This is a genomic window from Vibrio sp. 10N.261.52.A1 (genome assembly GCF_002876325.1).
In the GTDB taxonomy this organism is placed as follows: Bacteria; Pseudomonadota; Gammaproteobacteria; order Enterobacterales; family Vibrionaceae; genus Vibrio; species Vibrio chagasii.
Genome location: NZ_MCYD01000754.1, coordinates 1 through 2,144, shown reverse-complemented (window position 1 = coordinate 2,144; position 2,144 = coordinate 1). Strand labels below are relative to the sequence as shown.

2 protein-coding genes are annotated in these 2,144 nt (G+C 46.6%); both read left to right on the top strand.

The features are described 5' to 3' along the window. Positions 1–63 precede the first annotated feature (63 nt). Positions 64–564, top strand: coding sequence for a tripartite tricarboxylate transporter TctB family protein (locus BCT81_RS15565; protein WP_004738327.1), 501 nt, complete (start codon positions 64–66; stop codon positions 562–564). Between the two features lie 10 nt (positions 565–574). Further along, complete coding sequence (locus tag BCT81_RS15560) at positions 575–2,095, top strand: tripartite tricarboxylate transporter permease (protein WP_102425019.1); 1,521 nt, start codon at positions 575–577, stop codon at positions 2,093–2,095. Positions 2,096–2,144: the final 49 nt, after the last annotated feature.

The following is a 2,144-nucleotide window of genomic DNA, read 5'->3' as shown; positions in this document are numbered from 1 at the left end:
TTACTCATTAACTCGCTCATATACGGCTTTTTTACTTTCTACACACCCCAAATGGAGTTGGATATGTCGGACTTACCAACCAAATTTTTTAGCAAAGAGTCTCTGCTTTCGAGTGATCGTCTCGGCGCAATGATCTTCATGCTAGCGTGCTTGTGCTACGGCTACCAAACTACCCTAATTCCGCTATTTCCCGGTGACGAGTACGAACCCTTTACCGCGAGAACACTACCTACCCTGCTGACATTCATTGGCATCGGCCTTTCACTGATTTTGCTTGTTACTGGCCAGCCAGACAAAAAGCTCAAGTGTGAAACCGCACCTTTAAACTGGAAGCTGCTGATTGGGTTCTTAGTACTGATGGCATTTTATGGCGTTGGGCTGACATATTTAGGCTTCGTTTTGGCAACAAGCTTCTTCTTATTAGCGGGTTTCTACCTATTGGGTGAACGTCGTAAATCTATCTTGTTTGGCGCGTCGTTTCCTTTCGTTATCGCGTTCTTTCTTCTACTCACTCAAGGCTTAGATATCTACCTAGAGCCTGGCTTAATTTTCACTCTTTGGTAGGGATAACATTATGTTAGACGGAATTTTACAAGGACTTTCTACCGCTGTGATGCCAATGAACATCATGATGGTAATTGTGGGCTGTTTCGTAGGTACCTTTATCGGGATGCTTCCGGGGTTAGGTCCAATCTCAGCGATTGCTCTGATGATCCCTATCACCTACGGTCTAGACCCATCGTCAGGTCTTATCTTGATGGCAGGTGTTTACTACGGCGCGGTATTTGGCGGCTCGACGTCATCAATCCTAATCAATGCACCGGGCTGTTCTTCTACGGTTGTAACAGCATTCGATGGCTACCCAATGGCGCAAAAAGGGCAAGCAGGTAAAGCACTAGCCCTTGCTGCCTACTCTTCTTTTACTGGCGGTACGCTTTCAGCAATCATGCTATTAATCGCGGCTCCGGCTTTAGCAAGCGTATCACTGAGTTTCCAGTCTTCAGACTACTTTGCACTGATGCTATTAGGTCTATCGGCTGTAGCAGCGTTTGCAGGCCCTGGTCAGGTTATCAAAGCGTGGATGATGACTATCTTAGGTTTGATGCTGTCAACTGTCGGTATCGACAAAGGCGTTGGTGTTGAGCGTTTCACATTCGGCTTAACGGATCTTATGGATGGCTTCAGCTTCCTATTATTAGCAATGGCAACGTTTGCGCTGGGTGAAACCTTAATGGGTATTCTTAAGCCAGAAAAAGACACCAGCGCTGAAGAAAGCCAAAAGATGTCCGACATCGGCAGCATGAAAGTGACCAAAGAAGAGATCAAAGAAGTGGCTCCGGTTTCAATCCGCTCTTCAATCCTTGGCTTCTTTACTGGTGTACTACCTGGCGCCGGCGCAACCATAGCCGCTTTCCTTAGCTATGGTATGGAACGTAGCCTTGCACCAAAAGACAAACAGAAAGAGTTTGGTCAAGGCAGCATTCGTGGTCTTGTTGCTCCCGAATCGGCAAACAACGCAGCATCAAGTGGTTCATTCGTTCCTCTACTGACGCTGGGTATCCCGGGCTCTGGTACCACCGCTATCATGCTAGGTGCATTAATCGCTTATGGAATTCAACCTGGCCCTCGTCTATTTGTGGAGCATCCAGATGTATTCTGGTCGGTAATCATCTCTATGTACTTTGGTAACATCGTACTGGTTATCTTGAACCTACCGCTTATCCCGTACATTTCTAAACTGTTGGCTGTACCGAGAACCGTATTGCTACCAATGATTTTGTTCTTCTCAATCACAGGTGTTTACTTGGTCTCTTTCAATACCATGGATGTATTTGTGATGCTGATTATTGCGATGGCTGCCATTGCATTGAGGCTGGCTAACTTCCCTCTCGCACCGCTACTGCTTGGCTTTATCTTAGGTGGTTTGATGGAAGAGAACTTAAGACGAGCACTGATGATCAGTGATGGTGAACTGAGCTTCCTTTGGGAGAGGCCAATTACGATGACATTCACGATCCTAGCCGTGTTGGTTCTTGCAAGCCCGATTCTGGTTAAGCTCTTCAAGAGCTTTAGAACAAAACCTGTCGAGGCGTAACCAACACTCACGCATAGTGCAAAATACGAAACCCAAAAGGAGCCTCTGG